The sequence below is a fragment of the Fuscovulum blasticum DSM 2131 genome (assembly GCF_003034965.1).
GTDB classification, from domain to species: Bacteria; Pseudomonadota; Alphaproteobacteria; order Rhodobacterales; family Rhodobacteraceae; genus Pseudogemmobacter; species Pseudogemmobacter blasticus.
In genome coordinates, this window is sequence record NZ_PZKE01000016.1 from 14,790 (window position 1) to 41,315 (window position 26,526).

Genomic DNA, 26,526 nt, shown 5'->3' on the forward strand with positions numbered 1-26,526 from the left:
TTTCCGTCAGGGCTGCCACGGCCGCACCTCGGAAGGTTTGGGGTCTTCGCGCTTGATCTGGGCATAGATGGCGCGCAGCACATCCTGCACGCCCTTGCCCGCCGCGCCCGAGATCACATGCACCGGCCCGCCGCTGGCCTTTTCCAGCGCGCGGCGGCGGTCGCTGATCTGGCGCGCGTCCATGGCATCGGTCTTGTTCAGCGCCAGAATCCGCGGCTTGTCGCCCAGAACATCGGAATAGGCCTCAAGCTCGGTGACGATGGTGCGGTAATCCTTGGTGATGGTCGAGGACGTGCCGTCCACCAGATGCAGCAGCACCTTGCAGCGTTCGACATGGGCCAGGAACTGGGTGCCCAGCCCCCGCCCTTCCGAAGCGCCTTCGATCAGGCCGGGGATGTCGGCCATGACGAATTCGTGCCCATCCACGCCCACGACGCCCAGGTTCGGCACCAGCGTGGTAAAGGGATAATCCGCGATCTTGGGCCGGGCGTTCGACACGGCGGCCAGAAAGGTGGACTTGCCGGCGTTCGGCAGGCCAACCAGCCCGGCGTCGGCAATCAGCTTCAGCCGCAGCCAGATCGTGCGCTCGACCCCGGGCTGGCCGGGATTGGCGCGGGCGGGGGCGCGGTTGGTGCTGGTCTTGAAGCGCAGGTTGCCCCAGCCGCCGTTGCCGCCTTCGGCCAGACGGATGCGCTGGCCCACCACCGTCAGGTCGGCCAGAACGGTTTCCTCATCCTCGTCCAGAATCTCGGTTCCCAGCGGCACCTTCAGAACGATGTCTTCACCGCTGCGGCCGGTCTTCTGGCTGCCCATGCCGGGCTGGCCGTTCTTGGCAAAGAAATGCTGCTGGTAGCGATAGTCGATCAGGGTGTTCAGCCCCTCCACCGCCTCGGCCCAGACCGAACCGCCATGGCCGCCATCGCCGCCATCCGGTCCGCCGAATTCGATGAACTTCTCGCGCCGGAAGCTGGCGCAACCGGCCCCGCCCCCGCCCGAGCGGATATAGACTTTGGCAAGGTCGAGGAATTTCATCGGTCAGGGCTTTCGGGTGTGATCGCTGCGGCGATACAGGAACAGGGGCAAAGTCTCAAGCGGTGCCGCATTTCGCACAAGAGGCGCGCGGGTCGGGAATGGTGCCGATTTCGCCATGGAAATCGGGCACGCCCGGCCCCGCGCGCGGCCTTAGTCCAGTTTGCGGACATAGGTCCAGGTTGGCACCAGGGCATTGCGGGCCACCGAAAACGCCTCGGCATCGCCAAGATACTGGAAGCCTGCGTTGGTCAGCACGCGGGCGCTGCCGGGGTTGTCCTGAAAAACCTCGGCGAAATAGGTGCAGTCGGCCAGCGGGTTGGCCGCGACCAGCGCGCGCACCGCCTCGGATGCGATGCCGGTGTTCCAGAAGGCCGGCGCCACCCAATAGGCCACCTCGCTTTGCCCGGCCTTGCCACGGGCAGGCTCCATCGGCTTGAGGCTGATCACCCCCAGAAGCTCGCTCAGCCCGGTTTTCGACCCGTCCATCACCCAGACGGACCCGGGGCGTTCATGGGTGATGGCACGGGCGACAAAAGCCTCGGCCGCACCGGGGGGAAAGGGATGCGGAATGTTCTGCGTCGCCTCGGCAACGCGGCGGTCAGCGGCATGATGGGCAATCAGCCCCGCATCCGATGTCCGCATCGGGCGCAGGATGAAACGACCCGCGGCGATCTGCCCTTCGGAACCCGAAACCGTATCAACAACCATGACGTCCCTCCTTGGCAGCACATGTGGGGTTCCTGTCCCCGCTGTGCCAGAGCGTTCGGGCAGAATGACCGGGGGGACCGGCCTTGCAGCCGATCCCCCCGATACATTCCGAATGTAAAGGTTCGGCTTACTCGGCAGCCTCCGCAACCGGGAGAACCGAAATGAAGGTGCGGCCCTTGAGGCCCTTCTTGAAGGTCACCTTGCCCTCGACGACGGCAAAGATGGTATGGTCGGTGCCCATGCCCACGCCTTGCCCCGGGAAGAAGGTGGTGCCGCGCTGACGCACGATGATGTTGCCCGGAATGGCAGCCTGACCGCCATAGAGCTTGACGCCCAGGCGACGACCGGCGCTGTCACGACCGTTGCGGGATGAACCGCCTGCTTTCTTGTGTGCCATGGGAGATTACTCCTTCGCTTCCGCGGCCTTGCGGGCGCGCTTCGGTTTCTCGGCGGGCGCCTCGACGGCCACGGCCTCGACAGCAGCCTCGGCCTTCGGGGCCTTGGCGGCCTTGGCCGGTTTCGCGGCGGCCTTGGCGGCGCCGGGGGCTTCGTGCGCGGTGCGGCGCGCGTCGGCGGTGCCGGTCGCAACCTTGACGCCCGACTTGTCGGCGCCGGTTTCCAGCACGTCGGTCACGCGGACCAGCGTCAGGTGCTGGCGGTGGCCCTTGGTGCGCTGCGACGAATGCTTCCGGCGGCGCTTGACGTAGTGGATGGTCTTCTCGCCCTTGATCTGGTCGATCACTTCGGCCTGAACCGCAGCGCCGGCCACGAAGGGCACGCCGACGGTGGAGCCCACCATCAGAATATCGTTGAACTGGATCTTGTCGCCAGCGGCAGCGTCAAGCTTTTCCACGCGCAGAACGTCACCCGCCTGCACCTTGTATTGCTTGCCGCCGGTCTTGAGGACCGCAAACATGGGTCGTATCCTTTCCTTCGTCCGCGTCCTTCGGCCCCGTTTCCGGCGTTCCGGGGGCCTGCCTTTGCAGCCGGCCCCGCCTTCGGACAGCGCGCCCCGGTCCGGGGCGAGTGTCAAAACAAAATCCGCCCGGGATTCGCACCCCGGGCAAGATGCGCGCTTATCGGGTCGGGGGGCGGCGAAGTCAAGCAGGCATTGCACGGGCGCGCCGCCCTGCCGCGCCCCCTCCGCAGGGTCAGATCTGCTGGCTGATTGCGAACCGCGCCGTCAGCCGCCCCATCGCCTCGGACACCGGGGTCATGGTTTCGGTCATGGCGGCGTTGATCGCGGCCGTCACCGCGCGGCCTTCCGGCGTTTCGCTGAAGGTCAGGTAGCGTTTCAGTTCCTCATCGCTAAGGGGCGTATAGGCCAGCACCAGGAACCGCACCAGCCAGGCCCCCACCTCGCCGCGGATCGACGGCTCTTCCGCCCAGACCTGCCGCATCCGTTCGTCCCGCGGCGGCGGCACCCCGGCGGGGCTGCCGGCGGCCATCCCGTCGGAAAACGCCAGTTCGGCACTCAGCGCACCGGCAACGCCGCTTTCCAGCAGATCGCCCGCGGTGATCAGGTCGCGGATCAGCCGCAGGCGCGGGCTGCGCGCGTCGCGCATGTCCTGTGCCGCGACCTCAGCCGCCTCGTCTGCGGCCACATCCAGCATGGCGCGCCGCGCCGCGATTTCCTGCGTCAGGATGCGCTGGCCAAGATCCGAACCGTAGAAGGCCAGCGCGGCAGGAATCACATCCCCCTGCCCGGCCAGGGCTTGGGCAAAGGCCGCGTCGAAGCGCGGCCGCAGCACCGCCGGATCGTAAAGGGCTGCCACCTCGGCGGCCCAGGCCGCCCCGCCGCGCCCGGGAAAGAACTGTTCTTCCAGGGCATCGGCCTGCGGCCGCGCCTCTTCGGCCAGAAGGGCAAAGGTCGGATCAAGCTGCAAGACAGCAGCCAGAGCCGCCGCATCCGCCTTCCCGGTTTCGGCCGTTGGGGCGGGCAAGGCGGCACCGGGCGCCGTGCCTTCGGCCGCCAGAGGCAGCGGCGCGGTCAGAGCCAACAGGGTCAGAAGGGTAACAGATCGGCGCATCGCGGGTCTCCACCGGGGCCGGCCACGCACCCGCGCCGGCGGGCCGGAACACCAGCCTTCGCCGCAGCCTAGGACGCCGCGCGCCCGCCGCCAAGCCCCGCCCCCGTCACGGCTGCGTGGGGCCGGAAACGCACCGCAGCAAATCCGGATGAGAAACGGGGTTGCGCTTGCCCCCAAGGGCCGCTAAATCCCCGCCACGACGACCCCCAGAAAGCGCGGAGAGGTGCCGGAGTGGTCGATCGGGGCGGTCTCGAAAACCGTTGTGGGTTTGCGCCCACCGTGGGTTCGAATCCCACCCTCTCCGCCATTCCTTCCCATCGTTGACGGTCGAATAACAGCTTGCTTGCCGGCAATAGGTTTGTCCTGCGTGCGGATTGTCGGGCGCTGCCTTCCTTCGTGTTGTTTCGATTGGGCACGGTTCTGTTCCTTGCGGGATACGCGCGATGAGACGACAGGGCGTCGTCCATCCCCCGCTGTGTCAGAATAGGCGCCTGCCCTCGGCGTCGATGATCAGTTGTCCGTCCTCTTTTGCCAGTGGACCGGGCGGAGTCCGGTCCAGCAGGTCCAGCACCACCTCCGAGGGGCGGCACAACCGCACGCCCTTTGGTGTGCAGACGATGGGGCGGTTCACCAGGATCGGGTGCGCCACCATGGCGGCCAGAAGCTGGTCGTCGGTTACGCCTGCCGCAGTCAGGCCCATCTCCTCGGCCGGGGTGCGTGAGATGCGCAATGCCTCGCGCGGTGTGACATTGGCGGCGGCAAACAGCGCCAGAAGCTGCGGCCGGGTCCAGCCCTCTTTCAGGTAGTCGATGACGACCGGCGTATATCCGGCGGCCTGAAGAATCCCGAGGACATTGCGCGATGTGCCGCAATCGGGGTTGTGGTGGATGACAACGGGAAAGCTCATGCTGGAAACCTGTTCCGTGTGCGGTTGACAAAAGCGACCAGCGACAACATGACCGGCACCTCGACCAGCACACCGACAACGGTGGCCAGTGCAGCACCGGAGTTGAGGCCGAAAAGGCCGATGGCCACGGCCACCGCGAGTTCGAAGAAGTTCGAAGTCCCGATCAGCGCGCAAGGGCCCGCCACCTTGTGCGGCAGTTTCCAGGCAAAGGCCCAGGCATAGCCAAGCGCGAAGATGCCATAGGACTGCAGGATGATCGGCACGGCGAGCAGCGCGATCAGAAGCGGCTGCGCAAGGATGATCGGCCCCTGAAAGCCGAAAAGCAGCACCACCGTCAGCAAGAGGCCAAGGACTGAGCCGGGCTTGATCCGCGCCGTGAAACCCGACACCGCCGCCGTGCCGCCGCGCGCCATCAGGGCCCGGCGTGTCAGCGCTCCGGCGATCAGCGGGATGACGATGTAAAGGACAACCGACAGGATCAGCGTTTCCCAGGGCACTGTGATGTCGGTGACACCCAGCAGGAAGGCAACGATCGGCGCGAAGGCCACGACCATGACCAGATCATTCACCGAGACCTGCACCAGCGTGTAGTTCGGATCGCCCTTCGTCAGTTGTGACCAGACAAAGACCATGGCCGTGCAGGGCGCCGCGCCCAGCAGGATCAGGCCCGCAATGTATTCCGGGGCCTTCGCCGGGTCGATCAGGCCGGCGAAGATATGGTTGAAGAAAAGCACGGCCAAGGCCGCCATGGTGAAGGGCTTGATCAGCCAGTTGATGACCAGCGTGATCACCAGCCCCTTCGGCCGCCGCCCGACATCCTTGAGCGAGCCGAAGTCGATGGCGATCATCATCGGATAGACCATCGCCCAGATCAGCACGGCAACGACCAGATTGACCGAGGCGTACTCAAGGCTGGCCAGGGACACGAAAAGGCCGGGCATCAGATTGCCGAGCAACAGCCCCGCAAGGATGCAGAGCGCGACCCATAGGGTCAGCCAGCGTTCGAACAGGCTCATGTGGTTTCCTTTTGCCCGGGCACACAGCAGGCATCGCCAGGGGGGGATTTCAGGGTGGCAACGAATGTTGTCAGAGGAATCAGCGAGGACGGGTTCAGCGCGTAACAGACGCGGGGTCCGTCGATCTCGCCGGTGATGATCCCCGCGGCCCTGAGGATACGCAGGTGTTCCGACACCGTGGACTGCGCCAGACCGACGGCATCCACGATGTCCCCTCCCATGCAGCCGGGTGTCGACAGCAGCAGGCGAAGGATGCGCAGACGCGCCGGATGCGCCAGCGCCTTCGCCAGTTCCGCGATTTCATTGTCACTATACGGCATGGTTCGTCCTTTTTATCGTAAATCGACGATAGACGATTATTTGCACTTGAGCAACAGCTTTCCCGGCAGACGGTCACAAGCGGATGAACCCGCAGGGCGCCTTTCGGTGCCATGACAAAACATGAGCAGCGGCAGAGAAGGCCCACCCTCTCTGCCGTTCGCCCCGAAGCGCCCTGCACGGAAACTTTCTGCTTCCGCACGACCGATGAATTGCCGTCCGCTCTTCAGCGCGCGGGCGGCAGGATCACCCGATGTTCGGTCTGCCCCCTGGCGATGCCCTTCGCCATGAAGGTCTGCCCTGCCGCCGGGTAAGTGGCGCGGGCGGGGGCGTCCATGTCCTGCAAGGCGGTGGTGCAATAAAGCGTGTCGCCGCCGAAGGCCGGGCAACTGGTGTGCGGCGCGTCAAAGCCCACGCTGCGCAGGCGGCTACCGTCCGGCGCATAGGCCGAGACGCGGGCCGCGCCCCATTCGGCCAGCCACATCACCCCGGAGGCGTCGATGACCGCGCCATCGGGGTTCAGCCCCTCGGCGGTCAGGTCCAGAAACAGCTCTGGCCGGCCCGAGGGCCAGCCCTCGGCATCCAGCGCCACGCGCATGACCTGTCCGGTCACCGTATCGGCAAAGCGGGCGCTACGGCCGTCGGGGGCAAAGCAGATCGCGTTCGGGATGGTGATCCGCGGGAACAGGCAGCGCAGTTCGCCGCGAAACCAGCGCCAGATCGCCCCTGCCCCGGCTTCCGCCCGTTTGCCCATGGTGCCGATCCAGAAGCCGCCCTGCGGATCGGCCCGGCCATCGTTCGAGCGGGTCTTGGCATTGCCCGCGTCCAGATCCACCACGGGCTGGCTGTCGCCGCTGACAAGATCGAAGCGGAAGAGCGCCCGTTCACTGGCGATCAGCAGGTTGTCACGGTCCAGCCAGCCGGCGGCGGACACCAGGTCGGGAAAGACCCAGTCGCGCGGGCCATCGGCATCGCGCGTCAGCAGGCGGCGGCCCAGAATGTCGAACCAGAACAACTGGCCGCGCAAGGGGTGCCAGAGCGGGCCTTCGCCCAGTTCGCAAGGACGGGAATCGAAGATCATCGCAGGGCCTCGTCATAAGCGGCGACCAGGGCGCGGGCGCGCTGGCCCACTTCGGCGGCAGACAGTCCGGGGGTGTAAAGCGCGGTGCCGATGCCGAAGCCGTCGGCCCCGGCCTGAAGCCACAGGCCCAGATTTCCGGCCCCTGCCCCGCCCACGGCATAAAGCGGGGTGGCCGGCGGCAGCACGGCGCGCAGTGCCTTCAACCCCTCGGGGCCGATCAGGTTGCCGGGAAACAGCTTCAGCCCGGTTGCCCCGGCGGCCAGCGCCGCAAAAGCCTCGGTCGGGGTCATCACGCCGGGCCAGCTTTGCAGGCCCAGACGGCGGGTTTCCGCGATCACCGCCGCATCGGTATTGGGTGAGACGATGATCCGCCCGCCTGCCGCCGCCACCTCGGCCACCTGGGCGGGCGTCAGCACCGTGCCCGCGCCGATCAGCGCAACCTCGCCAAAGGCCCGCGCCATGGCGGCGATGGACGACACCGGCTGCGGCGAATTCAGCGGCACCTCGATCGTGGCGATCCCGGCCTCGATCAGCGCACTGGCCACCGGAAGGGCATCTTCGGGCGGCAGGCCGCGCAGGATGGCGATGATCGGGCGGGTCATGCGGCTGCTCCTTTCAACGCGCCGGAGGCCAGCGCCAGCCCGGCAAGGGTGCAATCGGTGGCCGGCAGCACCCGCGCCGTGGCGCCCTGTGCCGCCAGCCCGCGCGCGTAAAGCCCGCACAGCCGGTCAGCCCCGATCAGCAGGATCGGCAGGCCCAGCCACCAAGGCCGTGCCGCCGCAAGTTCGGCGCCGATCAGCAGCCCGGACAGCCGCGACCGCGCCGCCGCACCGGACAGCCCGGACAGCAACCCTTCGGCCCGCAGCCGGAACAGCAGCGCCATCAGCCGCTCGGGGCGGCTGGCGCCTTCGGCAAGGCCGGCATCAAAGGCGCTGTCGTCCCAACCTTCGGAAAGGCCATGGCGAAGCACCGACTGTTCGCTGAGCAGCGCGAACAGCTCGCCCGTCAGGAAGGTCTGGAAGCTGACCACCTCGCCCGCACTGACCTGCGCCCATTTGGAATGCGTGCCCGGCAGGCAGACCGCGCCGTCGAACCCCGGATGCAGCGTCAGCGCCCCGGCGATCTGGGTTTCCTCGCCGCGCATCACATCGGCCGGCACGGACTGCGCCAGCCCCGGCACGATCTGGACAGCGATCCGCCGGTCCTGCACCGGCACCGCCGCCAGCGCCCCTGCCGCCACCGGCGCACAGGGCACCTGCCGATAGGGCACCTCGTGCCAGCCCTGCCGGCTGCCCACCATGCCACAGGCCAGCACTGGCGTGACACCGGACCCCAGCCAGCCCCCGATCAGCCGCAGCAGGGCCGGTTCGAACCCGGCCCGGTCCAGCCGCCCCATGCCTTCGTCCGAGGCGGCTTCGGCGCGCACGCCGTCCGGCCCCATGGCCCAGGCGCGCAACCGCGTGGTGCCCCAGTCAACCGCGATCCAGTCTGCTTTCATCCGGTCACCACCACGCCGCCGTCGATCACCAGCGCCTGCCCCGTCATCGCCTTCGAGGCGGAAGACGAAAGGAACAGGCAGCCGCCGACCATATCCTCGGGCTCCAGCGCATCGGGCAGACATTGCCGCGCCAGATGCGCCGCCAGCCCTTCGGGCGTGACCCAAAGATCCTTCTGCTTCTGCGTCAGCACCCAGCCGGGGGCCAGCGCATTGACGCGAATCCGGTCGGGGCCGAATTCGCGGGCAAGGCTGCGGGTCAGGCCGTTGATGGCGGAATTCGCCGCCGTATAGACCGGATAACCCGCGTTCCCCATCATGTAGCTGATCGAGGAGAAGTTGATGATCGCCCCGCCCCCGGCTGCCTGCATAGCGGGAATCACCGCCTGCGCGGCAAAGAAATAGGCCTTCAGATTGATGGCGATGGACCAATCGAAGAACGCCTCGTCGGTCTCAAGCGTCTTGTGGCGCTGGTCATTGGCGGCGTTGTTCACCAGCACGGTGATCGGGCCATGGGCGGCGGCGGCCTGATCCAGCGCCCCGCGCAAGGCCGCCAGATGGGTGATGTCGCAGGGCAGGAACAGGGGGCGGTTGCCGGTTTCCTGCGCCATCCGATCACAAAACGCCGCGCCGTCGCGACGCTGGCAGAAGGCCACCCGGGCGCCCTGCCGCAGGAAGCCCTCGGTCAGCGCCGCCCCGATGCCGGACCCGCCGCCGGTGACAAAGACCGAAGCGCCGCTCAGGTCGGGGTAGATCGGGGTCATCGCTGGCTCTCCCATGTCAGCAGGCGGCATCGGGTCTGGGGCGCATCCGGCCCCGGTCCGAAGTTCCATTATTTGAAACTAATTCTTGAATATTGAAACCATGCCGCACAGACTTGGCCCTGTCAACGGGCCAGGGGGAACAGGGCGATGGCAAGCGGCGCAGGGGCGGATGGAACGGTCGGCAAGGCGCTTGAGGTGCTGGACAGGGTTGCCGCCCATGGCCGCCCGGTGCGGTTTTCGGACCTGCTGGCCGAAAGCGCCTATCCCAAGGCCACGCTTTACCGCCTGCTGCAGACGCTGGTGCATCAGGGGCTGCTGACGCAGGACGATGCCACCGGCAGCTACCGCCCCGGCCTGCGCCTGCTGCGGCTGGCCCATGCGGCCTGGGCAACCGCATCCCTTGCGCCGATTGCCCGGCCCTGGCTGGACACGCTGGCCATGGAAACCGGCGAGACGGTCCATCTGGCGCAGCTTGATCAGGGACAGGTGCTGTATGTGGACAAGCGCAATGCCGCGCGCCCGGTCGAGATGTATTCCTCGGCAGGCAAGGTTGGCCCGGCCTATTGCACCGGGGTTGGCAAGGCGATGCTGGCCTTCCTGCCGCCCGCCGCCCTGCCCGGCGTGCTGGCGCGGCAAAGTTTCCACCGCTTCACGCCGGCCACGCTGGACAGCGCCGAGAAGCTGACCGCCGAACTGGCGGAAATCCGGACCCGCGGCCACGCCTTCGACCGCGAAGAGCATGAGCCCGGCATCATCTGCTGCGCGGTACCGATCCTGACGCGCGGCGGGCGGGTGATCGGGGCGCTGTCCGTCACCTCGACCACCGCGCGCAGCACGCTGGAAACCCTTGCCGCCGGGGCCGGCCGGTTGCGCGAGGTGGCGGCGCAGATCGCCGCCGCCGCCGAAGACTGGCAGTTCCCCGAAGCCGGCTGACCCGTCAGCCCCCGGCCAGAAGCCGCGCCTCCAGCGCGTCGAAGGCGGCAATCTGGGCCGGGATCAACTGGCGCTGCGCATCGCGGCCCAGATAGACCTTGAACAGGCAGGCCCCATCCTGGCCATAGACCTGCACCGACCGCGTTTCCGACGCGAACAGCCGGCGCCGGACAAAGGCCACATGGGCCGCCGTCGCCAGGTGCAGATGGCCGCTCGTGGGCTTGCCCCTGAAGTTGTACATGCCCTGCGCAACCGTGCCGCCGCCCAAGGGCGCCTTGACCTCAAGGATCACCGGCCCGGTGTTGACGATGAAGGTCACCTCGCCCCAAGCGGCGATGTCATCCAGCGCGGCCACCATATGGCGGCCCGGCAGCAGCGTCACCTCGCCTGGCGGCAGGGCTTTCAACACGTCCAGCGGGGTGACCCCGGCACTGCGGGCAATATCTTCCAGCGCGGCCATCGGCTGGGCGGCAAGGGCCTCGGCCAGGGTGGGACGGGTGTCGATCAGTGTCATTTTCAGGTCTCCTTCAGATCGGGGTGCTGGCCCAGGCAGCCGGTCAGGCGTGCGGTCATCGGCACCTGCCAGAACCGCCCGGCCCGCGTCAGCCGCCAGGCGCCATGTTCGGGTTGCAACAGCCCGGCTTCGGCCCATTGCGTCAGAAGCGGGGCCAGATGGGCCTCAATCGTGCGGGAGGGCGCCCCGCAAAGCCGCCGCAAGGCCGCCTCGACCGGGCGCAGGTCCAGCCGCCCACGCTCCATCCCCGCCTTGACCGCATTGACCACCGGCGCCGACCGCGCGTGCCGCATCAGGCCGCGCACCAGCCCGGCCCCGTGGGCGGTGGCGAATTCGGTCAGGACCGGCGTGTTGCGGTAGCTGAGGCCCCGCAGCGACCCGCCGCCCCCCGCACCGAAGGCCAGACATTCCGCCCCGGTCTTCACCGCCAGATTGTAGACATTGCGTTCACGCAGCCCGCCCTGCCAGTGACTGGTCGAGATCGGCGTCCAGCCCTCTGCCTCGGCGGCCTCTTCTCCGGCCGCGAAGAACCGGCCCAGATCGGATGGCCCGGCGGGCGTCATCTTGCCCTTCTCCATCGCCGTCAGCAGCGGTGTGCCGGGGATCAGGTTCAGCGAATACAGATCCAGCCCGTGCAGCCCGATCTGCGCGCACATCGCGACATCGGCCGCCACATCCGCCGGCGTCTGCCGGGGCAGGCCATAGATAAGGTCAACCACAATGGCGGCGCTGTCCAGCGCAACCAGCCCCTCCAGCGTGGCAATCAGCTCGGCCCGGCTTGCCTTGCGGCCCAGCGGGCGGCGGATTGCCTCGGAAAAACTTTGCACCCCCAGCGACACCCGGTTCACCCCGGCCCCGAAAGCCGCCCGCGCCTTGTCCAGACCGAAGGAATGGACCCGCCCTTCCAGCGTGATCTCGCAATCGGGGGCCAGCGGCAGGTGGCGGCGGATCGCCTCGACCAGCCGGGCCAGATCGCGTGCGGCCAGGGCGGTTGGCGTGCCGCCCCCCAGATAGACCGCCTGCAGGGGCGGCCCGTCCCGGGCGGGAGTTTCGGCAAAGGCAGCCATCTGCGCGATCACCGCATCGACATAGGCCGGCCCCTCGGTCGGCCGCCAGGCGTTCTGGTAGAAGCCGCAGAACAGGCAGTGGTTTTCGCAGAACGGGATATGCACATAGCCGACCGCCCGCGCCTCTCGCGGGCGGGAATGGATCTGGCGCCACAGGTCCGGCACATGGGCATCGGGCACCGCCGTCATGGCCGCCGCCGGATGCGCCCCGCGCTTGGGCGGAAAGGCCGAGGTCAGGGGATCGCCGCCAATCGCCGCGAAGAAGGCCTCAAAGGTGGGGGTGGCCTGATCACGGATCGCGGCACCCGGCAGATTGCGCAAGACCTGCGTCATTGCCCGCCCCCCGCTGCCCAAAAGGCGCCGGTCGCGGCCCCTTCCTTCCGCCCGCCGGGAAGGTGTGCCAAGAACGTCATGCAGAACTTCCCTTGCCAGTTCGTAGAAAGGGTCCGCGACCTGGCAAAGGCTGGGTAAGTGGAACGCCTGCCGGTGTTAGGGCAACCGGGCGGACGGAGGATTTGATTCAGATCAATTTCCGATAAAAATAATCAACAACATGGCTGTGCAAGAGTCTGGCAGGCAGGCAGACGCTTCGCGCCGCGGCTTTTGAAGCCCTCCGCACCAGACGCCCAAACGAAAACCCCGGCGCCTTGCGGGCCGGGGTTTGCCATGTCGTGTAAGTGCCAGGTTGTGCCCGCGCGTCAGCGCGTCAGCGCCTTCAGCGCAGCCGGCCGGTCGAGGCGACGGGAATCCAGTGCCCGTCCGATGCCGCCAGCTTGGACACCGGCACCGACAGCACCAACCCCACCGCCACCGGCAGCGCCCAGAGGCTGAGCCCCCCGGCAATGATCGCCGCCAGCAGGATCAGCCCAAGAACCGTTTCCACCGCATGGAACCGGATGAGGTCGCGCCACGGAATCGGGCCGTGGCCATGCTGCGGCCAGCCGGTATCCACCCCGGTCAGCGCGCGCAGGATGATCTTGAGGTGCTGCACCATCATCACCGGCGCCACCAGCGCCGAAACCAGCGTCTCGGTCAGCACCGCACCGGCAAAGGCCAGACGGCGCCCGCGCGGCAGGCCGACACGCAGGATATGGTCGGCAATCCCCATCAGCTTGGGCGCGAACAGCAGCGCCAGCACGGTGACCATCAGCCAGCCCGCACCGTTGCCGGTGCCTGGCGTCAGGAAATACACTTCTTCCGACCCGGCCGAGGCCCAGAGGATCAGGATCGCGGCCCAGACCACGGCGCCAAGATAGGCCATGGCGCCCGAGAACAGGTGGAACCGGGAAATCGGGTTCAGCCCCGCCGCGCCGAACAGCAGGCGGACGTGTTGAAGGTTGCCCTGGCACCAGCGGGCGTCGCGCTTGATATGGCCCACCAGCGACGACGGCGCCTCTTCATGGCTGTCTGCCGCTTCGGGCAGGATACGCACACCCCAGCCGGCACGGCGCAACAGCGCGGCTTCCACGAAATCGTGGCTCAGGATCACGCCGCCCAGCGGGCGCGGGCCCGACAGTTGCGGCAGCCCGGCGCAGGTGGCGAAGGCCTTGACCCGCACCATGGCATTGTGGCCCATGAAGTTGCCGTCCGACCCGGTCCAGCTTGCATAGCCACGGCCCAGCGGCCCGCCATACACCCGGTTGGCAAAACTTTGCAGACGCTGCCAGACCGTCTCGCCGGCATCGACCAGCGGCAAGGATTGCACCAGCGCGCAGCCCGGATCGGCCACCAGCGCATCGGCCAGCGTCAGAACGGTGCGGCGGCCCATGCGGCTGTCGGCGTCCAGGATCAGCGCCGCGTCATAGGCCGAGCCCTGACGGGTAATCCAGTCGCGGATATTGCCCTGCTTGTAGTCACGGTTCTTCAGCCGGTGGCGATAGCGGATCACCAGGTTGGGCCGCGCCTCGCTGATGGCGGCAACGGTCGCGGTTTCCGTCAGCACCGCACGCGGATCGCGGGTGTCGGACAGGACATGCAGCGAAAATCGGTGGGCGTGTCCCGGCCCCTTCAGGGCTGCCAGCAGGTCGGCGGCGCGACCGATGGTTTCCTGCGGGTCTTCGCCATACATCGGCAGCAGGATGGCAATCCGCAGCCCCGGCGCCGCGGCATGGGCCTGCGGGCGCGGACGGCGGAAGAACCCGATCGCCGAGGTGACGGTGGACAGCGCCAGCCAGTAGATGGCAAAGCCCGACAGCACCGCCAGGGCGGTTTCGGCCGGGCCAAGCCGGCCATCCACCGTCAGCACCTGCGCCGTGGCCAGCCCGAAGGCCAGCGCCACCAGCGGCGGCAGCCCCAGCACCGCCAGCCGCACCCGCCGCGCGTGCGTCCGGCGCGGGCCGGTCGCCGGCGCTGCCGGGTCATGGAACGGCAGTTTCAGGTTCTGATCCGGCATAAGAAGGCTTGCCGGCAAGCCAACGGGCTGGAAGCCCGTCAACGGACGAAGAAGCTGCGTCATGCGCCAAACCACCTGTAAAGCCAAACTTCCCCTACCCGGACCGCATCACGCCACAACTCGACGCGCAATTCGGCCGGAATGCCCTCGGGCATCAGAAAAGTTGCCGCAACCCGGACGCCTCCCGTCGCGGGGTTGGGTTTCACTTGCACGCCCTTCACCTCACCGGACGATGTGGACACCCGCGCCTCCAACGCAGAGATGTCCTCGCCCAGCGCCGGATGGGGCGCGTAGTCAATCGTGAAGATGCGGCCTTCTTCAAAGACCCGCTCGCCGGTGCGGCTGCCCTGCACCCGCGCCACCAGACCGTCCACCGGGGCATCCTCGCCCCAGTAAAGACGATAGCTGAATTTCTGTTCGCTGCCCGCCGCCATTGGCGCATCCGGCTGCCAGTAGGCCACGATGTTGTCGTAGATTTCCTTGTCAGCCGGAATTTCCATCAGCATGACCCGGCCCTTGCCCCAGTCGCCCAGGGGTTCCACCCACAGGCTGGGGCGGCGTTCATACTTGGCTTCGAAATCCAGATAGGACTCGGGATCGCGCGCGCGCTGCATCAGGCCAAAGCCGCGCAGGCCGGTGTCGCCAAAGCCGCTCATCTCCACCCGCTCGGGGTTGCGCAGCGGCCGCCACAGGATTTCGCCCGCGCCATTGGCGATCTGCAACCCGTCGCTGTCATGCACGCCTTCGCGGAAATCGTCGAACTTGATGCGGTTCAGATCGTTGAACAGGAACATCGATGTTTCCGGCGCGATGCCGAAATCCGTCAGTTCGACGCGCGGGTACACCGTCGCCTCGACCTCGATCACCGTGGGCAGGCCCTTGCGGATGCGGAAGGTATAGGCCCCGGTCGCCGAAGGGCCGTCCATCAGGGCATGAACCACCGCCTCGGCAGAGCCGGCGGCGGCCGCTTCCACCCAATAGGCGCGGAACAGCGGGAATTCCTCGGGGCCGTTCGCCCCGGTGGTGCCGATGGCCAGCCCACGCGCCGACAGACCGTAGATCTGCTCTTTGCCGATGGCACGGAAATAGGTCGCGCCCTGGAACACCGCATATTCCTGGAACACCGTCGGTTCGACCAGTTCGCCCAAAAGGCGGATACCGGAAAAGCCGGTTCCGGCCGGATCAAGCTGCGGGAAACGGTCGGTTGTGTCGTACAGCCCCAGATCGAAGGCCACGCGCCGCGCCATCCCGTCCTTGACCGCATTCACCTCGACCTCATGGGTCTGATAGAGGCCGGCGATGAACAGGTCGGCCCGGACGGCGCTGTCGCTGTCGCGGAACAGGCCGTTGCGGGTATCGAACCAGATCTCGCGGAACTGGTCATAGGTCAGGTCGCGCCATTCGGACGACACTTCCGGCGGCGGCACATAATCCGCCGCGGCCAGCGCCTTGGCCTCGGCCTCAAGCGTGGCGCGGCTGAAGGGCAGCGGGTCGCCCAGTTTCACCCCGAAGGTCTTGGGTTCGATCACCGTGGCGCCTTCGGCGGCGGCGGTCGCGGCTTCCCCCTCGGCCCGCACCAGTTGCGGCATCAGCCCAAGGGCCGACAGGGTGCCCAGAAGCGCCCGGCGTGACATCACGGAACCGCTCATCCCCGCACCTCCGGCCCGGAAACAGGCATTGCCGACACAGGGCCTTCGGGCATCGCACGACCGGCGCGCGGCACCGAGGCCACACCGGCCGGCCGCACCGGCGCCTTCCACGGGCTGGACTTGAACCATGTGACCACGACGGCGGTCGCATAAAGCAGCCCCAGCCCCAGCAGGTTGACCGCCACGGTTGCCGCGAAATCGCGTCCGAACAGATCCAGCAGCGCGCCAAGACCGCGGGCGATCACCATCGACACCGCGAAGACCGCCAGCGACTGCCGACCAACCAGCGACACCGCCTGCACCACCGGCACCCGACGCGTGCCCTGGGTCAGCCAGGCACCCTTGGGGCCAACGGCAACCCAGGCCAGATAGGCCAGCGCCAGGAAATGCACATAGCGCAGCGCGCCCTGCGTGGTCTTTTCGAACAGGAACCACCAGTCACCCCGCAGCGAGCGCAGCCCCTCAAAGGCGCCCAGCGTCACATGCCAGGCGAAAGGCACCGTCACCAGAACAATCGCCAAGGCAAGCACCACCAGCCCGCGCCGCACCGGCGGCACCGGCAGCCAGCCCGCCATCAGCGCATAGCCGGTCATGAACACCAGTTGCCAGGCAAAGGGATTGAAGAACCAGGCCCGGGTCGATCCACGCTCGAACCACAGCTCGGCCGGCAGGTTCAGCAGGCCGAACTGCGCCAACGTCCACAGGGCCACGCTGACCGCCATTGCAAGCCTGCGGTCAACCCGCGCCAGCAGCAGGAACAGCGGCAGCATCGCCAGCAGCACGATATACATCGGCAGGATGTCGAAATAGTTCGGCACATAGGTCAGCGTCAGCAGGCCCAGCAGGTTCGGCCCGGTTTCATTCAGGAACGGCTTGAGGTTCAGCCCCGACACCACGTCGCGCGGGAACAGCCCGGTGGCATTTATCGCCACCATCAGCGCCAGCGTCAGCAGGAAGATACCGATATGCACCCAGTAGACCTGCCAGATCCGGTGCGCGATGCGCGCCGTGCCCAGCAGCCAGCCCGCGCGGGCGAACAGCGTGCCGAAGGCCAGCGCCGAAGCCATGCCCGAGCAGAACACGAAAATCTCGGCCGAATCCGAAAACCCGAAACGGCCGGGCATGAACAGCGCCCAGGGGTTGTCGGTGATATGGGCGACAAGGATGACAATCATCGCAACGCCGCGGAAGAAATCCAGCCGCAGATCACGCGGCCGCGGGGCCGGGGTCATCGTGGTTGCGGGGCCTGCATACACTTCAGCCACCCGTCATTCCTGTCTCGCCCGACCGGTGGAAGAACCCGGCTCTGTCAGGCATCTGTTGCGTTCGTCTGCCTTGCCAGCGATTCTGCAGGCGCAGCATCATTCCAAGCCGCCCGGATACCTCTATGCAGCTTTGGCTTCAATCCGGGCACGACTGAAAAGATCGTGATTTTGGCGGGTTAGCGCAGGCGTGCCGGCAGCTATCCGCCGATACGCTCAAAAAACAGGCAAATAGCGGATGAAATTCCACCGTCGCGCCCCGTTCCCGCAGGTGGATGCCGCTTGCGCAAACAGAACGCCCCTGCCCTGCCCGGCAAGAGATGCGGCATCGGCCTTGATGCCCTTTGCCACCGGGGGCCTTCGTGGACCACTTGCCCCGTTGTCTGGCGGCCCCATATGCTGCGCAGGGCAAAGGGGGACCGGCCATGACCTTCCGTTTTGACAATACCTGGGCCCGCGACCTGCCGGGCACCTTCCTGCGGCTTGCCCCTGACGCGGCTCCTGCGCCGGAACTGGTCTTCCTGAATCGCCCGCTTGCGGCCGATCTGGGCCTCGACGCTGATGATCTGGCCGCGCAAGGGGCCGCCTGGTTCTCGGGTGCCGCCCTGCCGCCCGGCGCCGATCCGGTCGCGCTGGCCTATGCCGGCCACCAGTTCGGCGGCTTCTCGCCCGTTCTGGGCGACGGCCGGGCGCATCTGTTGGGGGAACACCTTGCCCCGGACGGCCGCCGCTATGACCTGCAACTGAAAGGTTCGGGGAAAACGCCGTTCTCGCGCGGCGGCGACGGCAAGGCCGTGCTTGGCCCCATGCTGCGCGAGGCGCTGGTGTCCGAAGCGATGGCCGCGCTTGGCGTGCCCACCACCCGCGCGCTGGCCGTGGCCACCACGGGCGAAGGCATCTGGCGCGACAGCGGCCGCCAGCCCGGCGCGGTGCTGGCCCGGATTGCCGCCAGCCACATCCGGGTTGGCAGCTTCCAGTTCCTGTCTGCCCGGGGCGAGACCGACAAGCTGCAGGCGCTGACCACCTACACGCTGGCCCGCCACTACCCCGATGCCCCGGCAGCGGAAACGCCCGCACTGGCGCTGTTCGATGCCGCCGCCGCCCGCCAGTGCCGGCTGATCGCGCAATGGATGGGCCTTGGCTTCCTGCATGGGGTGATGAACACCGACAATATGGCACTGTCGGGGGAAACCATCGACTATGGCCCCTGCGCTTTTCTCGATGCCTTCGACCCCGACACGGTGTTTTCCTCGATCGACCGGCAGGGGCGCTATTCCTGGGCCAATCAGCCGCGCATCCTGCTGTGGAACCTGGCCCGTCTGGCCGAGGCGCTGCTGCCGCTGATCGACCCGAACGGCGACACGGCGGTCGCGGCGGCGAATGACCGGCTGGACCGGGTTGCCGCGCTTTACCGCAGCGAATGGCTGGCCGTGATGCGGGCCAAGCTGGGGCTTGCGGGCGAGGATGCGACGGACGGCGCCCTGATCGACGAACTGCTGGCCGCGATGCAGGGGGCTGACTGGACGCTGACCTTCCGCCGCCTTGCCGGGGCCGCCGCAGGCGACACAGCCGCCCTGCGCCCGCTGTTTCCCGATTTCACCCTTATGCAGGGCTGGCTGCCGCGCTGGCAGGCCCGGCTTGCCCCCGACGCCGCCGCCCGGATGCTGGCGGTGAACCCCGCCGTGATCCCGCGCAACCACCGGGTGGAAGAGGCGCTGACCGCCGCCACAGGTGGCGACATGGCCCCCTTCGACGCCCTGCTGCAGGCCCTGCGCGAACCGTTTGTCGAGCGCGAGGCGTACATGCTGCCACCACCTTCGGGCTTTGGCCCCTATGTCACCTTCTGCGGCACCTGACCCGGCGTTCTGCGACAGGCGTTGACGCCGCGCATCGGGCGGGGTTTGCTGCGCGCATGTCAAACCGCTCCGACATTCATGACCGCCTGGCCTCTTCCCTGCGCGAAGCCCGCCGCGCCCGCGGGCTGAGCCTTGATGCCGTGGCCAAGCTGTCGGGCGTGTCGCGCAGCATGGTCAGCCAGATCGAACGGGGCGAATCCTCGCCCACGGTGGCCACGCTGTGGAACCTGACCCAGGCCTTGCAGGTGGATTTCGCCGGGTTGCTGGAAGGCAAGCCACGGCCGGGGATCGAGATCACCCGCGCCGATGCGGCCCCGGTGATCGACCGGGGCGGCGTGCGCATCCGCATCCTGTCGCCGCCCGAGGCCGTGGGCGAAAACGAGGTCTATGATCTTGAATTCAGCCCCGGCGCGCGGCTGCTGTCCGAGCCCCATTCGCCGGGCTGCCGAGAACATCTGACGGTGATCGACGGTCAGCTTCGGGTGCGTTCAGGCGACGAGGACGAACGGCTGGGGGCCGGCGACGTGGCCCGCTATGCCGCGGACCGCGACCATGAGATCGGCGCCGAAGGGTCCGCCCCGGCGCGCGCCATTCTGATCGTTCAGGGAAGCTGAAGCCGGAGGCCGGACCGCCGGCGCCGAAGGTGATTTGCGGAAGGAAGACCCCGGAATCCGTCTTGACGGACACATATCCGCCATATTGACAGATCCGGCAGCGATGCGGTAATTCCGTTAAAACGGAGGAAATCTTTCATGACGGATACGGGTGGGGCGGCGTTTCTGGGGCACCTGGCCGGGGTGCTTGACGGCATCCGGGGCGAAGGTCTGTGGAAGTCCGAGCGGGCGATCGAAGGGCCGCAGGGTGCCTGGGTCACCATGGACGGCCGGCGGATGCTGAACCTTTGCGCCAACAACTATCTGGGTCTTGCCGATGACCCGCGGCTGGTGGCGGCGGCCAAGGCGGCAATGGACGAGGCGGGCTATGGCATGGCCTCGGTCCGGTTCATCTGCGGCACGCAGGAAATGCACCGCAAGCTGGAAACCCGGCTGGCCGGGTTTCTGGGCATGGAGGATTCGATCCTGTTCGCCGCCTGTTTCGATGCCAATGGCGCGGTGTTCGAACCGCTGCTTGGCCCCGAGGATGCGGTGGTGTCCGACAGCCTGAACCACGCCAGCATCATCGACGGCATCCGCCTGTCGAAGGCGCGTCGCTATCGTTACGCCAATGGCGACATGTCCGACCTTGAGGCGCAGCTCAAGGCGGCGCGGGCCGAAGGGGCGCGGCATATCCTTGTGGCGACCGACGGCGTGTTCTCGATGGACGGCTATTTCGCGCCGCTGGCCGAGGTGCGGCGGCTGGCCGATGCCTATGGCGCGCTGGTGATGGTGGACGACTGCCACGCCACCGGCTTTGTCGGGGCGAAGGGTTCGGGCACGCCGTCGCGCGCCGGGGTTGCGGTGGACATCCTGACCGGCACGCTGGGCAAGGCGCTTGGCGGGGCTTTGGGCGGCTATGTCGCCGGGCCGAAGGTGGTGATCGACCTGCTGCGCCAGCGCGGGCGGCCGTACCTGTTCTCGAACGCGCTGCCGCCGGCCGTGGTGGGCGCCGGGCTGGCCGCGCTGGACATCATCGAGGCGGCCGATGACCTGCGCGCGCAGCTTTTCGAGAACGCCGCCTATTGGCGGGCCGGCCTGACGGCCGCCGGGTTCCGGCTGCTGCCGGGCGAACACCCCATCGTGCCGGTCATGCTGGGCGATGCGGTGCTGGCGCAGCGGATGGCGGCGGCCCTGGCCGAGCGGGGGGTGCATGTCGCGGGCTTCTTCTTCCCCGTGGTGCCCAAGGGGCAGGCGCGCATCCGCACGCAGATGAATGCGCGGTTGACGCGAGGGGATCTGGATTTCGCGCTGTCGGCCTTTGCCGAAGCGGGCCGTGACGTGGGGGTGATCTGATGCGCTGTCTGGTAAAGGCGAAGGCGGAGCCGGGGCTTTGGGCCGAAGAGCGGCCGGTGCCTGCGATAGGTGCAGACGACGTGCTGATAAAGGTACGCAAGACAGGCATATGTGGTACCGACGTTCACATCTGGAACTGGGACGACTGGGCACAGAAAACCGTGCCGGTCGGGCTGGTGACGGGCCACGAATTCGCGGGCGAGATCGTGGAACTGGGCCGCAACGTGACCGACCTTGCCATCGGCCAGCGGTGCAGTGGCGAGGGGCATCTGATCGGCACCCACAGCCGGCAGTCGCGGTCGGGGCGGTTCCATCTGGACCCGGAAACCCGTGGCATCGGCGTGAACGAACCCGGGGCCTTTGCCGAATACCTGCGGCTGCCCGCCTTCAACGTGGTGCCGCTGCCCGACACGATTCCCGACGAGATCGGGGCGATCCTCGATCCGCTGGGCAATGCAGTTCATACCGCGCTGTCCTTCGATCTGGTGGGCGAGGACGTGCTGATCACCGGCGCGGGGCCGATCGGCATCATGGCGGGGGCCGTGGCGCGGCATGTGGGGGCGCGGCATGTGGTCATTACCGACGTGAACCCGGACCGGCTGCGGCTGGCGGCCGAGGTGGCCGACATCGTGCCGGTCAACGTGGCGACGGAAGACCTGCGCGAGGTGATGGGCCGGCTGAAACTGGTGCAGGGCTTCGACGTGGGGATGGAGATGTCGGGCAGCCCGGCCGCGTTCGACCAGATGGTCGAGGCCATGGTGATGGGGGGCCGCATCGCGATGCTGGGCATCCCGCCGGGCCGGTCGGCGGTGGACTGGAGCCGGATCGTGTTCAAGGCGATCACGATCAAGGGCGTCTATGGCCGCGAGATCTTTGAAACCTGGTACAAGATGATTGCCATGCTGGAAAACGGGCTGGACATCGGCAAGGTCATTACCCACCGCTTCCCCGCCGACAGGTTCGAAGAGGGCTTCGCCGCCATGCGGTCGGGCACCAGCGGCAAGGTGGTGCTGGACTGGGGCTGACGCCGCCCCCCGGCAGGGCGCGGCCTGTGCAGCGCCCTGCCCCGCCGTTCAGCCGAAATCGGCGCGGAAACTGGTGGCGGTCAGCGCCACATGGGCCGAAAGCGGCGGGCGCAGTTCGAAGGCGCGGGGGCTGCGGGCGAAGTTGAACACCCGCACCAGCCGCCAGTCGGCGCGGCGTTCGTCGGCCACGCGCAATTCGTTGGCCGAAATGTGGAAGGGCGTCCGGTCCCAGGCGCCGTTGGTGGTTTTCACCTCGATCAGCCGCTCGGCCCCTTCGGGGGTGAAACTGGCAATGTCATAGCCTGCCCCATCGCCGCGTTCCTGCGAGACCCAGACGATGCGGCGGGCCAGATCGTGCCGGCCCGCCCGGCGCAGCGTTTCGCGTTCATGCGCCAGCACCCGTTCTTCACCGGCCCGGCCAAGGCTGCGGTTGCGGTCATCGCGCGCCGCCACATCAAAGCGCAGGGCGATGGCGCGCAGCTTTTCGGCAAAGGCCGGGGCGGGTTCGTTGCGCAGGGTTGGCGGCGTGTCGAACGGCAGCGGGGCCACTTCGGAAACGCCTGCCGCCGCCGTGCCGGTTGCTGGTGCGGCAAAGTCCGGGTGGCGTTCCAGCCAGTGGTTCACCGGGCCGGCCAGCGCGGCCTGAAAGTTCTGCGCCGGCAGGTAGCCGGCAATGCGCGGGGCACCCAGCCCCATCAGCACGGCGCTGATGTTCTGGTGCTTGAATTCGATGGCGGCTTCGCTGCGCCCGGCCAGAAGCGGCTGCAAGGCGCGGCGGTGGGCGGCCTTGCTGTAGGGCCGGTCGGCAAGTTCAGCCGCCAGCATCGCGAAGTAATCCGCGACGATGGCTTCGTTTTCCAAGTCTGACCATGCCTCTTGCGCCATGGCGGCACAGTGCCAGGCCCGGCCACGCCTGTCACCCCTGCCGAATGTCCGAGGCCGCAGCATAACGCGGCGGCGGCCCCGCAGGGCGCAACATGGCTGGACCTGTCTTGCAAGATTGGTCGGGGCGAGAAGATTCGAACTTCCGACCTACGGTACCCAAAACCGTCGCGCTACCAGACTGCGCTACGCCCCGACGCGCGACCAGATAGCGCGGATTGGCGGGAAGGGAAAGCCGTTTGGGGCGCAGGCTGGCAAAAGGCTGGCAGCGCCGTCAGTTGCAGGGCCAGGCGGCATCCGGGGTGATGGCCGGGTGGCGCAGAACCGTGCCGGGCGCGATGCCCAGCCGGCGGGCCAGACCACCGTTGATTTCCAGAACAAACCGCGCGGTGCCGCCCGGGATGGGCGTCAGATCCAGCGGGACCGCGTTTTCATGCACCCGCGTCACCACCCCCGCCGCATCGGCAAAGATCATGTCCAGCGGGATCAGCGTGTTCTTCATCCAGAACTGCACCGGGCGCGCGGTGTCATAGACGAACAGCATACCGGCATCCGGCGCAAGGGTCTTGCGGTTCATCAGACCCTGCGCCCGCTCGGCGGCATCATCGGCGACTTCAACCGCGAAGGTTTTCTTGCCGTCCGGGGTGCGCAGGTCGATCCGCGATGCAGAACAGGCCGCTTCGGCGCGTGCGGCGCCGAACGGAAGAATGGCCACAAGAACAGCCGCCGCCAGAAGGGCTGGCAGGCGCTGCTCGCTTGTGGACTTCGCCGTCATTCGTCGTCGCCTGCCCCGTTTTCATCGCCGCCATGGGCATGGCTGCGCAGAGCCGATTCCCAGCTTTGCACCTGAACGGCCATCCGGCCACGGCGCCCTTCGACGACCCGCAGCGACACCGCCTCGCCCGAGGCGAGATCGGCAAAGCCCGAGACGCGAAGCACCTCGACATGGATGAACACATCCTCGGGGCGGCCAAACACGTTGGCGAACCCGAAACCCTTGGCCTTGTCGAACCACTTGACCCTTGCGGGTTCCAGCGGCAACGCCAGCAGTTCTTCCGGCGAATGAACACCGGCATCTTCCCCCAGAGGGATGATGCTGCCTTCCGGCGGTTCGATCTTTACGACCTCAATGGCCTGCACACCGCGTTGCGTGGTCTGTATCCGGACCGTGATCCCCGTCCCGTCTGCCACCGAGCTTTGCCCAAAATTGCGCAGCACGTTGGCATGAAGGAGGATGTCGGCGGTCGTACTGTCAGAGACGATAAAACCAAATCCCTTTGCCGGATCAAACCATTTCACCCGGCCCTGCACAACCTGCACGGCCTTGTCTTCTTCTGTCATTCCCAGAGCCAGCTCCCCAGCAATTAGCCCGGCGCTACACATGCAGCTCAAGCGGGCGCGGATTCAAGCGGAATCGTTACTATGCGAACTGAATCGTTTACAGTTGATACTGTCTAAGGGTTGAGACGCACAGAGGTCCAGCCCGTCTGAGGGGAACCTCGGGTAAAGCGGAAGCGGTCATGAAGCCGGAACGCGCCATCGGCCCAGAACTCGATCTCGACCGGATGAATGCGGATTCCGCCCCAAAAGGGCGGGCGTTTCGGCACAGGCCCCTGCTGCAGCGTGACTTTTGCCACCTCGGCCATCAGGGCTTCCCGCGACGACAGCGGTTCGGACTGCTTGCTGGCCCAGGCCCCCAGGCGCGACTTCAGGCTGCGGCTGGCATAGTAGGCATCGGCCTGCGGACCCTCTTCGCGCGACGTCACGCCGCGGACGCGGATCTGCCGGCGCAGCGACTTCCAGTGCAGCACGAAGGCGGCCTTGCCGGTGGCGGCGATCTCGCGCCCCTTGGCCGAACCGTAGTTCGTGTAAAAGACGAACGCCCCGTCACCATTGCCGGACGATTCGATTTCCTTCAGCAGCACCATGCGGGCATTGGGCAGGCCGTCGGCATCGACGGTGGCCAGCGCGATGGCGTTGGGATCGTTCGGCTCCAGCGGCTCGGCCTCGGCCAGCCAGCGGCGCGCGATCACGAACGGGTCGTCGCCCGCAAAGATGCCGGTCCGGTCCATCGCCCGCTCTCCCAAATCCTGCGCCCTCTGATCACCTGCCGGAGTGGCTGCTGCTGCCCTTGCGGCAAAGCTGCTTTCGCCCTACACGTCTTTCGCAAAGAACCGCAAGAGTGTGCAAGGAACTGCGTATGTCAACCGGACTGATGGCAGGAAAACGGGGCCTGATCATGGGCCTTGCCAATGACAAGTCGATTGCCTGGGGCATTGCCCAGGCGGTTGCGGCGCAGGGGGCAGAGCTTGCGTTTTCCTATCAGGGCGAGGCGCTGAAGAAGCGGGTCGAACCGCTGGCGGCCAGCCTGGGCAAGCCCGTGCTGTTCGAATGCGACGTGGCCAGCGAGGAAAGCCTGGATGCGCTGTTCGCAAGCCTGAAGGCGGAATGGGGCCAGCTTGATTTCGTGGTCCATGCCATCGGCTTTTCCGACAAGAACGAATTGCGCGGGCGCTATGTGGACACCAGCCGCAGCAACTTCCTGATGTCGATGGACATCTCGGTCTACAGCTTCACCGCGGTCTGCCAGCGCGCGGCGGCGATGATGGGGCCGGGCGGCAGCCTGCTGACGCTGACCTATTACGGCGCCGAAAAGGTGATGCCGCATTACAATGTGATGGGCCTGTGCAAGGCCGCGCTGGAGGCATCGGTGAAATACATCGCCGAGGATCTGGGCCGCGACGGGATTCGCGTGAACGCGATCTCGGCCGGGCCGATCAAGACGCTGGCGGCCAGCGGCATTGGCGATTTCCGCTACATCATGCGCTGGAACGAGCTGAACAGCCCGCTGCGCCGCAATGTGACGCAGGAGGAGGTGGGCAAGGCCGCGCTTTACCTGCTGAGTGATCTGGGCAGCGGCACCACGGGCGAGAACCTGCATGTCGATGCGGGCTACCATGTGGTCGGCATGAAGGCGATCGACGCGCCCGACATCGACATCGTGACCGGCAAGAAGGACGCCGGCCAGTGACCCTTGCCGCCTTCCTTGCAGTGGCCCTGCTGCATCTGATGGCGGCGATAAGCCCCGGCCCGGCCGTGCTGATGGCGGCGCGCACCGGCGTGACCGAGGGGCTGCGGACGGGCTTCTTTCTGGCCTGCGGCATTGGCCTGGGCGGGGTGATCTGGGCCATGGCGGCGCTGTTCGGGCTGAACCTGGTGTTTCAGGCCGCCCCTGCCCTGCTGTGGACGCTGAAGATCGTCGGCGGGCTGTATCTGTTGTGGATGGGCTGGAAGATGTGGCGCCACGCGGCCGAGCCGCTGGACCTGTCGGCCTCTGGCCGGCCGCCGCGGTCGGCGGCTTCGGCCTTCCGGCTGGGCGTGATGACGCAACTGGCCAACCCCAAGCCGGCCGTGCTGTTTTCCGCCATCTTTGTTGGCACCGTGCCGCAGGGCACGCCGGTCTGGGTCTATGCCGCGCTGCTGACGGTTGTCTTCCTGAACGAGACCGTCTGGAACACCGCCGTCGCGCGCGTCTTCTCGCTTGACCGGACTCGCAGCGCCTATATCAGCCTGAAAACCGTTCTCGACCGCGCCTTCGGGGGGTGCCTGGCACTTCTCGGGGTGAAGATCGCCGTCCCCTGAGAGG

Annotated in this window: 27 protein-coding genes, 2 tRNA genes and 1 pseudogene; 8 read left to right on the forward strand and 22 right to left on the reverse strand. The window is 67.3% G+C overall.

Annotated elements, in window-relative coordinates:
* Positions 1-6: 6 nt before the first annotated feature.
* The 5 genes and pseudogenes from obgE to C5F44_RS14540 all read right to left on the reverse strand — a co-directional run bounded on the left by obgE (position 7) and on the right by C5F44_RS14540 (position 3,770).
* Positions 7-1,032: a GTPase ObgE gene (gene obgE / locus C5F44_RS14520; RefSeq protein WP_107674269.1), complete on the reverse strand. Its 1,026-nt coding sequence runs from the start codon at positions 1,030-1,032 to the stop codon at positions 7-9.
* A gap of 150 nt (positions 1,033-1,182) precedes the next feature.
* Positions 1,183-1,740, reverse strand: a complete 558-nt coding sequence (locus tag C5F44_RS14525) for a GNAT family N-acetyltransferase (protein ID WP_107674270.1) — start codon at positions 1,738-1,740, stop codon at positions 1,183-1,185.
* Positions 1,741-1,867: 127 nt separating this feature from the next.
* Positions 1,868-2,137: a 50S ribosomal protein L27 gene (rpmA, locus tag C5F44_RS14530; protein WP_107674271.1), complete on the reverse strand. Its 270-nt coding sequence runs from the start codon at positions 2,135-2,137 to the stop codon at positions 1,868-1,870.
* A 147-nt stretch (positions 2,138-2,284) separates the two neighbouring features.
* Positions 2,285-2,656, reverse strand: a pseudogene (rplU, locus tag C5F44_RS14535) (50S ribosomal protein L21); the annotation flags it as partial.
* A gap of 235 nt (positions 2,657-2,891) precedes the next feature.
* Positions 2,892-3,770, reverse strand: coding sequence for a DUF2059 domain-containing protein (locus C5F44_RS14540; protein WP_107674273.1), 879 nt, complete (start codon positions 3,768-3,770; stop codon positions 2,892-2,894).
* A gap of 217 nt (positions 3,771-3,987) precedes the next feature.
* On the opposite strand from C5F44_RS14540, the gene C5F44_RS14545 reads away from it, so the two are divergent.
* Positions 3,988-4,077: transfer RNA gene (locus tag C5F44_RS14545), tRNA-Ser, on the forward strand.
* 171 nt (positions 4,078-4,248) lie between these two features.
* On the opposite strand, the gene arsC is transcribed toward C5F44_RS14545, so the two are convergent.
* The 7 genes from arsC to C5F44_RS14580 form a co-directional block, all read right to left on the reverse strand.
* Entirely contained in the window at positions 4,249-4,677 is a 429-nt protein-coding gene (arsC, locus tag C5F44_RS14550) for an arsenate reductase (glutaredoxin) (protein WP_107674274.1), read from the reverse strand.
* A complete protein-coding gene (gene arsB / locus C5F44_RS14555) occupies positions 4,674-5,693 on the reverse strand; it encodes an ACR3 family arsenite efflux transporter (RefSeq protein WP_107674275.1) in 1,020 nt (339 codons plus the stop codon). The genes arsC and arsB overlap by 4 nt, the downstream gene beginning before the upstream one ends.
* The gene (locus C5F44_RS14560; protein ID WP_107674276.1) at positions 5,690-6,013 is read right to left on the reverse strand and encodes an ArsR/SmtB family transcription factor; all 324 of its coding nucleotides are present in this window, start codon (positions 6,011-6,013) and stop codon (positions 5,690-5,692) included. The genes arsB and C5F44_RS14560 overlap by 4 nt, the downstream gene beginning before the upstream one ends.
* A 224-nt stretch (positions 6,014-6,237) precedes the next feature.
* Positions 6,238-7,092, reverse strand: coding sequence for an SMP-30/gluconolactonase/LRE family protein (locus C5F44_RS14565; protein ID WP_107674277.1), 855 nt, complete (start codon positions 7,090-7,092; stop codon positions 6,238-6,240).
* Positions 7,089-7,694: a 2-dehydro-3-deoxy-6-phosphogalactonate aldolase gene (locus tag C5F44_RS14570; RefSeq protein WP_107674278.1), complete on the reverse strand. Its 606-nt coding sequence runs from the start codon at positions 7,692-7,694 to the stop codon at positions 7,089-7,091. The genes C5F44_RS14565 and C5F44_RS14570 overlap by 4 nt, the downstream gene beginning before the upstream one ends.
* A complete protein-coding gene (locus C5F44_RS14575) occupies positions 7,691-8,590 on the reverse strand; it encodes a 2-dehydro-3-deoxygalactonokinase (RefSeq protein WP_107674279.1) in 900 nt (299 codons plus the stop codon). Before C5F44_RS14575 ends, C5F44_RS14570 begins: the two co-directional genes overlap by 4 nt.
* Positions 8,587-9,351: an SDR family NAD(P)-dependent oxidoreductase gene (locus tag C5F44_RS14580; RefSeq protein ID WP_107674280.1), complete on the reverse strand. Its 765-nt coding sequence runs from the start codon at positions 9,349-9,351 to the stop codon at positions 8,587-8,589. The genes C5F44_RS14575 and C5F44_RS14580 overlap by 4 nt, the downstream gene beginning before the upstream one ends.
* Positions 9,352-9,498: 147 nt before the next feature.
* Here C5F44_RS14580 and C5F44_RS14585 point away from each other — a divergent pair, with 147 nt between their 5' ends.
* Positions 9,499-10,284 (forward strand): IclR family transcriptional regulator, encoded by a 786-nt coding sequence (locus tag C5F44_RS14585; RefSeq protein WP_107674281.1) that lies wholly within the window; start codon positions 9,499-9,501, stop codon positions 10,282-10,284.
* Positions 10,285-10,288: 4 nt separating this feature from the next.
* Here the strand turns inward: C5F44_RS14585 and hutX are convergent, their stop codons facing one another.
* From hutX to C5F44_RS14610, 5 genes are all read right to left on the reverse strand, one after another.
* Entirely contained in the window at positions 10,289-10,798 is a 510-nt protein-coding gene (hutX, locus tag C5F44_RS14590; protein WP_107674282.1) for a heme utilization cystosolic carrier protein HutX, read from the reverse strand.
* A gap of 2 nt (positions 10,799-10,800) precedes the next feature.
* Positions 10,801-12,198 carry a heme anaerobic degradation radical SAM methyltransferase ChuW/HutW gene (gene hutW / locus C5F44_RS14595; protein ID WP_107674283.1) on the reverse strand — a complete coding sequence of 466 codons (1,398 nt, stop codon included), beginning with the start codon at positions 12,196-12,198 and terminating at the stop codon, positions 10,801-10,803.
* Positions 12,199-12,580: 382 nt separating this feature from the next.
* On the reverse strand, positions 12,581-14,320 hold the full coding sequence (gene mdoH / locus C5F44_RS14600) for a glucans biosynthesis glucosyltransferase MdoH (protein ID WP_107674284.1): 1,740 nt from the start codon (positions 14,318-14,320) through the stop codon (positions 12,581-12,583).
* Positions 14,317-15,906 (reverse strand): OpgD/OpgG family glucan biosynthesis protein, encoded by a 1,590-nt coding sequence (locus C5F44_RS14605; RefSeq protein ID WP_181318284.1) that lies wholly within the window; start codon positions 15,904-15,906, stop codon positions 14,317-14,319. Before C5F44_RS14605 ends, mdoH begins: the two co-directional genes overlap by 4 nt.
* The gene (locus tag C5F44_RS14610; RefSeq protein WP_235822639.1) at positions 15,903-17,171 is read right to left on the reverse strand and encodes an OpgC family protein; all 1,269 of its coding nucleotides are present in this window, start codon (positions 17,169-17,171) and stop codon (positions 15,903-15,905) included. Before C5F44_RS14610 ends, C5F44_RS14605 begins: the two co-directional genes overlap by 4 nt.
* 422 nt (positions 17,172-17,593) lie before the next feature.
* On the opposite strand from C5F44_RS14610, the gene C5F44_RS14615 reads away from it, so the two are divergent.
* From C5F44_RS14615 to tdh, 4 genes are all read left to right on the forward strand, one after another.
* Entirely contained in the window at positions 17,594-19,024 is a 1,431-nt protein-coding gene (locus tag C5F44_RS14615; protein ID WP_107674287.1) for a protein adenylyltransferase SelO, read from the forward strand.
* A 56-nt stretch (positions 19,025-19,080) separates the two neighbouring features.
* Complete coding sequence (locus C5F44_RS14620; RefSeq protein WP_107674288.1) at positions 19,081-19,638, forward strand: helix-turn-helix domain-containing protein; 558 nt, start codon at positions 19,081-19,083, stop codon at positions 19,636-19,638.
* Positions 19,639-19,776: 138 nt separating this feature from the next.
* Complete coding sequence (locus C5F44_RS14625; protein WP_107674289.1) at positions 19,777-20,973, forward strand: glycine C-acetyltransferase; 1,197 nt, start codon at positions 19,777-19,779, stop codon at positions 20,971-20,973.
* Positions 20,973-21,998, forward strand: coding sequence for an L-threonine 3-dehydrogenase (gene tdh, locus C5F44_RS14630; protein ID WP_107674290.1), 1,026 nt, complete (start codon positions 20,973-20,975; stop codon positions 21,996-21,998). Before C5F44_RS14625 ends, tdh begins: the two co-directional genes overlap by 1 nt.
* 48 nt (positions 21,999-22,046) lie before the next feature.
* On the opposite strand, the gene C5F44_RS14635 is transcribed toward tdh, so the two are convergent.
* From C5F44_RS14635 to pdxH, 5 genes are all read right to left on the reverse strand, one after another.
* Positions 22,047-22,883, reverse strand: a complete 837-nt coding sequence (locus C5F44_RS14635; protein ID WP_107674291.1) for a protein NO VEIN domain-containing protein — start codon at positions 22,881-22,883, stop codon at positions 22,047-22,049.
* Positions 22,884-22,999: 116 nt separating this feature from the next.
* Positions 23,000-23,076: transfer RNA gene (locus C5F44_RS14640), tRNA-Pro, on the reverse strand.
* A 78-nt stretch (positions 23,077-23,154) separates the two neighbouring features.
* Positions 23,155-23,655 carry a DUF192 domain-containing protein gene (locus C5F44_RS14645; RefSeq protein WP_107674292.1) on the reverse strand — a complete coding sequence of 167 codons (501 nt, stop codon included), beginning with the start codon at positions 23,653-23,655 and terminating at the stop codon, positions 23,155-23,157.
* A complete protein-coding gene (locus tag C5F44_RS14650) occupies positions 23,652-24,221 on the reverse strand; it encodes a cold-shock protein (protein ID WP_107674293.1) in 570 nt (189 codons plus the stop codon). Before C5F44_RS14650 ends, C5F44_RS14645 begins: the two co-directional genes overlap by 4 nt.
* Before the next feature lie 113 nt (positions 24,222-24,334).
* Positions 24,335-24,952 carry a pyridoxamine 5'-phosphate oxidase gene (gene pdxH, locus C5F44_RS14655; protein ID WP_107674294.1) on the reverse strand — a complete coding sequence of 206 codons (618 nt, stop codon included), beginning with the start codon at positions 24,950-24,952 and terminating at the stop codon, positions 24,335-24,337.
* 128 nt (positions 24,953-25,080) lie between these two features.
* Here pdxH and fabI point away from each other — a divergent pair, with 128 nt between their 5' ends.
* On the forward strand, positions 25,081-25,911 hold the full coding sequence (fabI, locus tag C5F44_RS14660) for an enoyl-ACP reductase FabI (RefSeq protein WP_107674295.1): 831 nt from the start codon (positions 25,081-25,083) through the stop codon (positions 25,909-25,911).
* Positions 25,908-26,522: a LysE family translocator gene (locus tag C5F44_RS14665; protein WP_107674296.1), complete on the forward strand. Its 615-nt coding sequence runs from the start codon at positions 25,908-25,910 to the stop codon at positions 26,520-26,522. The genes fabI and C5F44_RS14665 overlap by 4 nt, the downstream gene beginning before the upstream one ends.
* The last annotated feature ends 4 nt before the right edge of the window (positions 26,523-26,526 follow it).

Excerpts from the sequence above, each read along its gene's own strand:
- C5F44_RS14570 (WP_107674278.1), bottom strand. The coding sequence starts at position 7,694 with ATGACCCGCCCGATCATCGCCATCCTGCGCGGCCTGCCGCCCGAAGAT.
- fabI (WP_107674295.1), top strand. The coding sequence starts at position 25,081 with ATGTCAACCGGACTGATGGCAGGAAAACGGGGCCTGATCATGGGCCTT.
- C5F44_RS14525 (WP_107674270.1), bottom strand. The coding sequence starts at position 1,740 with ATGGTTGTTGATACGGTTTCGGGTTCCGAAGGGCAGATCGCCGCGGGT.
- C5F44_RS14585 (WP_107674281.1), top strand. The coding sequence starts at position 9,499 with ATGGCAAGCGGCGCAGGGGCGGATGGAACGGTCGGCAAGGCGCTTGAG.
- C5F44_RS14615 (WP_107674287.1), top strand. The coding sequence starts at position 17,594 with ATGACCTTCCGTTTTGACAATACCTGGGCCCGCGACCTGCCGGGCACC.
- C5F44_RS14605 (WP_181318284.1), bottom strand. The coding sequence starts at position 15,906 with ATGAGCGGTTCCGTGATGTCACGCCGGGCGCTTCTGGGCACCCTGTCG.
- C5F44_RS14645 (WP_107674292.1), bottom strand. The coding sequence starts at position 23,655 with ATGACGGCGAAGTCCACAAGCGAGCAGCGCCTGCCAGCCCTTCTGGCG.
- arsB (WP_107674275.1), bottom strand. The coding sequence starts at position 5,693 with ATGAGCCTGTTCGAACGCTGGCTGACCCTATGGGTCGCGCTCTGCATC.
- C5F44_RS14580 (WP_107674280.1), bottom strand. The coding sequence starts at position 9,351 with ATGACCCCGATCTACCCCGACCTGAGCGGCGCTTCGGTCTTTGTCACC.
- C5F44_RS14540 (WP_107674273.1), bottom strand. The coding sequence starts at position 3,770 with ATGCGCCGATCTGTTACCCTTCTGACCCTGTTGGCTCTGACCGCGCCG.
- C5F44_RS14625 (WP_107674289.1), top strand. The coding sequence starts at position 19,777 with ATGACGGATACGGGTGGGGCGGCGTTTCTGGGGCACCTGGCCGGGGTG.
- hutX (WP_107674282.1), bottom strand. The coding sequence starts at position 10,798 with ATGACACTGATCGACACCCGTCCCACCCTGGCCGAGGCCCTTGCCGCC.
- C5F44_RS14620 (WP_107674288.1), top strand. The coding sequence starts at position 19,081 with ATGTCAAACCGCTCCGACATTCATGACCGCCTGGCCTCTTCCCTGCGC.
- mdoH (WP_107674284.1), bottom strand. The coding sequence starts at position 14,320 with ATGACGCAGCTTCTTCGTCCGTTGACGGGCTTCCAGCCCGTTGGCTTG.
- hutW (WP_107674283.1), bottom strand. The coding sequence starts at position 12,198 with ATGACGCAGGTCTTGCGCAATCTGCCGGGTGCCGCGATCCGTGATCAG.
- C5F44_RS14635 (WP_107674291.1), bottom strand. The coding sequence starts at position 22,883 with ATGGCGCAAGAGGCATGGTCAGACTTGGAAAACGAAGCCATCGTCGCG.
- tdh (WP_107674290.1), top strand. The coding sequence starts at position 20,973 with ATGCGCTGTCTGGTAAAGGCGAAGGCGGAGCCGGGGCTTTGGGCCGAA.
- C5F44_RS14650 (WP_107674293.1), bottom strand. The coding sequence starts at position 24,221 with ATGACAGAAGAAGACAAGGCCGTGCAGGTTGTGCAGGGCCGGGTGAAA.
- C5F44_RS14565 (WP_107674277.1), bottom strand. The coding sequence starts at position 7,092 with ATGATCTTCGATTCCCGTCCTTGCGAACTGGGCGAAGGCCCGCTCTGG.
- C5F44_RS14575 (WP_107674279.1), bottom strand. The coding sequence starts at position 8,590 with ATGAAAGCAGACTGGATCGCGGTTGACTGGGGCACCACGCGGTTGCGC.
- obgE (WP_107674269.1), bottom strand. The coding sequence starts at position 1,032 with ATGAAATTCCTCGACCTTGCCAAAGTCTATATCCGCTCGGGCGGGGGC.
- rpmA (WP_107674271.1), bottom strand. The coding sequence starts at position 2,137 with ATGGCACACAAGAAAGCAGGCGGTTCATCCCGCAACGGTCGTGACAGC.
- pdxH (WP_107674294.1), bottom strand. The coding sequence starts at position 24,952 with ATGGACCGGACCGGCATCTTTGCGGGCGACGACCCGTTCGTGATCGCG.
- arsC (WP_107674274.1), bottom strand. The coding sequence starts at position 4,677 with ATGAGCTTTCCCGTTGTCATCCACCACAACCCCGATTGCGGCACATCG.
- C5F44_RS14560 (WP_107674276.1), bottom strand. The coding sequence starts at position 6,013 with ATGCCGTATAGTGACAATGAAATCGCGGAACTGGCGAAGGCGCTGGCG.